The sequence below is a fragment of the Streptomyces adustus genome, from assembly GCF_009377175.1.
In the GTDB taxonomy this organism is placed as follows: Bacteria; Actinomycetota; Actinomycetes; order Streptomycetales; family Streptomycetaceae; genus Streptomyces; species Streptomyces adustus.
In genome coordinates this window covers 1-3,483 of record NZ_VJZD01000456.1, presented here as the reverse complement: position 1 = coordinate 3,483, position 3,483 = coordinate 1, and the positions used below count along the sequence as shown (strand labels likewise).

At 70.8% G+C, this 3,483-nt stretch carries 3 protein-coding genes and 1 pseudogene; 1 reads left to right on the top strand and 3 read right to left on the bottom strand.

Annotated features, from left to right (window positions below):
- Positions 1-146: 146 nt before the first annotated feature.
- Both FNH09_RS45455 and FNH09_RS45450 read right to left on the bottom strand, forming a co-directional pair.
- Positions 147-926 carry an eCIS core domain-containing protein gene (locus tag FNH09_RS45455; RefSeq protein ID WP_152895724.1) on the bottom strand — a complete coding sequence of 260 codons (780 nt, stop codon included), beginning with the start codon at positions 924-926 and terminating at the stop codon, positions 147-149.
- Between the two features lie 192 nt (positions 927-1,118).
- Positions 1,119-1,391: a hypothetical protein gene (locus tag FNH09_RS45450; RefSeq protein WP_152895723.1), complete on the bottom strand. Its 273-nt coding sequence runs from the start codon at positions 1,389-1,391 to the stop codon at positions 1,119-1,121.
- A gap of 196 nt (positions 1,392-1,587) precedes the next feature.
- On the opposite strand from FNH09_RS45450, the gene FNH09_RS45445 reads away from it, so the two are divergent.
- Entirely contained in the window at positions 1,588-2,448 is an 861-nt protein-coding gene (locus FNH09_RS45445; protein WP_152895722.1) for an endonuclease/exonuclease/phosphatase family protein, read from the top strand.
- Between the two features lie 815 nt (positions 2,449-3,263).
- Here the strand turns inward: FNH09_RS45445 and FNH09_RS45440 are convergent.
- Positions 3,264-3,483 (bottom strand): annotated as a pseudogene (locus FNH09_RS45440) (hypothetical protein); the annotation flags it as partial.

Here is a 3,483-nt window from a genome sequence, read left to right as displayed (position 1 = left end):
GCCCCTCCCCCTCCCCCTCCACGGCCTGAGCCGACCGGAGGACGGCAGGGCCCACCGACCGGGAGGCGTCCGGGCAGGCGGGGCCGAGCCGACCGGGACGGCGAACGGTACGGCCCCGGGCTCTGACGAGCCCGGGGCCGTACCGCTCACGCGTCACCCGACTCGTCCTCCTGTTGCTCCTCCTCGGCCCGTTGCACGAACAGCCCCTGCACATCGGCGGGTTCCTCGTCCTGCTGCTCGGCCTCGCGCTGGACCGTCGCGGACGGCCCGGGAACGGCCGCCGGCCCCTCCGTGGCCTGCGCGGCCGCAGCCGGGGCCGGGGCCGACATGACGCGTTCGGCGTTCGCGCTGGCCTCCCGCTCGTACCGGTCCGAGGGGTCGCTGACCCGGATCCCACCGGGTGCGGTGGTCCCGTCGACCGGGCCGCTGCGCTGCTGGATCACATGGGTCAGTTCATGGGCGAGCGTGGTACGCCCGGCGTGGGACGACGGGTCGTAGGCGTCCCGCTGGAAGACGACGTTGCTGCCGACGGTGTAGGCATGCGCTCCGACCGACTTCGCGGACTCGTGCGCCGCGTCGCCCGTGTGCACCCGTACGTCGGAGAAGTCCGCCCCGAGCCTTGCCTCCATGTCGGAGCGGACGTCGCCACCGAGGGCCTGCCCGGAGCCGGATGCGACGACGTCGTGCACGGGTGAACGCTGCGACGGGGCGTTCTCCTCGTCCTGTTCCCGTTGCAGCATGGCGCCCACCGCGCCGTTGCCGACAGCACGCTGCAAGGTGCCCATGCCGGACGGGCCCAGGACGTCGGGGCGGCCCGCGGCCGCCGCCTTGAACAGCCGCGAGTCGTCGGTCCGGGACGGCCCGTGGCCGGCTTGCCGGTGGTCGTGGTCATGATCGTGGTCGTGATCGTGTACGTGATCGGGCATTCTCACTCCCTGGGACGGCTGGCGGCAGACCTCTCTCACCCTGACACTGCCTCAGCGCGTGCACCGGGTACAGGCGTGCGGCTGTCCCCGGGAGTGCAGCCATCGCTGCCCGATGAGGCAGACCCCACCTCGGGTGGCCGTATGCCGGTCCGTCCCTTCGGACCCGGCCGGGATCCGCACCTGTGAGTCCGTCTACTCCGGTGAGTCTTCCCAACGGAAGGATCCAAGGGACGACCCTTCCCTCCGCCGACCCGAAGTCTCCGGCGGTTCGGGGTCATCGTCCCCCTGCCCTCGGCGGATCAGATGCCCGACGGTGACGATCGCGCCGAGCAGCAGCCCGACCAGGCAGAGCAGGCCGACCGCGAGTCCGGCGATGCCCAGCAGGCCGTACCCCGTCAAGGCCGCCATGACGTCCATCAGATTCATGCATCCACAGGCCAGCATGGCGGAATGCTCCCAGCTCACGGCCCGATCGTGGCGGCGTGTGGCCCATCCGTGCCCATGACATGCCCATTCCGCAACAGGGCAGCCTGACCGGATGTCGGCGGCTCCCTCCAAGCGGGACAAGTGCGGCACACCCCGTCTGTCGAGCGACGGTCCCGCCCCAGTAACCTCGTGCAGGGAGAAGTCAGTTGCCGTCGGGTGCCACTCCGGGGAGGCAATGGTGTTCGGAAGCGGCACGCGGTGGCTCGCGGGCGCGATTGTCGTGGCCTGCGTGGTGCTCGTCGGCCCCAGCGCGCCCAGCGGTGCCCCGGTCGCCAGGCCGCTGCCGGCCGGTGCCGCCGCAGATGTCGTACCGAACCGGGTCATGACGTGGAACCTCTGCAACCCCTGTGCTCAGAGCAACGTCGACCGGGCGGCCGAGATCGCCACCTACGCACCCCAGGTCGTCGCCCTGCAGGAAGCGTGCGTACGTGACGTCGAGCGGATCCGGGACCATCTGGAGAGCTTGTACGGGCTGGTCTACCACGTCGAGTACGGCATGGTTCTGCGCAGTTGGGGCCGCTGCGGCGGAGCACCATGGAGTCCGGGAGCCTTCGGTCAGGCGGTCCTCTCGGCGGCGCCGATGACGGACCGTGTGAGCGTGGAATACCCCGATGGAGGATCCGAGGACCGCGGGTACATGGCCGTCAGCACCGTGGTGGGCGGCAGATCCGTCCGGGTCTTCGCCACGCACCTCGCTCAGCGGCGTCAGGAGGGGGTCCGGGCCGACCAGAGCCGCCTGCTCGCCGCAGAGATCGCCCGGTACGACCGCGCAATCGTTCTCGGCGACTTCAACGCCATGCCGGACGCTCCCGAACTCGCTCCCCTGTGGGCGCTGGCCGCGGACGCGGACCCTCAGTGCCGGCCCGCGTCAGGAGGTGCCTGCAAGCCGACCACCGACTGGCAGAGCAAGTTCGACTACATCTTCCTGCGTGGCGTCGTCCCGCTCGAGCAAGGTACGCATCCCAGTCCGTACTCGGATCACCACCTCGTGTACAGCGACGTCGACCCCGTACCGAACGACCCGCCGAAGGCCTAATCCGACGAGGCGTCAGAAACTGTCGTACGAAGGGGGCTTCACCAGCCATCCGGGAACGCCGAACCCGCCTCGGTGAACACCTCTGGCGCCGCGTGGTGGATCAGATGTCCAACCGGGATGGTGACTATTTGCCCGCCAGGGATGCGACGGGCGAGCTCAGGCTCAGTGATGTCGGCCCGGGCAACATGACCTGGTGGAACGTCGGCGAGTACGAAGTCTGTGGGTCTCGGCGGCGATCCGGTCGAGTCGCTCCAACCACCTCGGATCGGGCCGATCGATCCAAAAGGCCCTTCGACGACGATTCCCCTGCCACGCACTCCGGCACCAGACCCAGCTCCTCCACCTCCGCCAGCCCTTCCAGCCCCCCCGGACCGTCCCGCACGTCCGGCGAGAAACTCTGGGCCTGCACCGCCCGGGACGCCTTGTCCTCACCGGTAGTGGCCGAGGGCACGGTCCACGTCAGCAGCGGCGACGGCAGCCCGCATGCCATGCACGCCGCGACCGGCCGTCAGCGCTGGGCCGTCACCACCGACCTCACCGCGTTCTCGCCGGTGGTGCTGGCCGACGGCGTGGTCCACATCGGCAACGACGGCTCCACGAGATGCTCGCGCCGGATGTCCCCTGGAGGAGCGCTTGACGGTCCTGCGCCACTCAGGTGCCGGCGTCGAACGGGCAGTTCCTGTGTGACCTCGGAGCACAGGAAGGGACGCCGGTGCCGGGGGCAGGTGTGCGATGAATCCGCTTCCCGCCGCGCATCGCCGAGCAGAGGCACCTCCCGTCCTGCTGGACGGGAGGTGTCTGGGCTGCGTCCGAGGTCAGGCCCGCGTGCGGCGGCGGCGCAGGGCCACGGCGCCCAGTGCGCCGGCTCCGGCCAGCAGGAAGGCACCGGAGGCCGCGGCGATCGTGGATGTCCCACTGCTTCCGGTCTCGGCCAGCTGCGTGCCCGCCCCGGAGGTGCCCGAGGTCGCGGACGGGGTCTGGGCCGAGGAGGACGGCGAGGCGGAGGCCGAAGCGGTCGGGGTCGGGGTCGGGGTC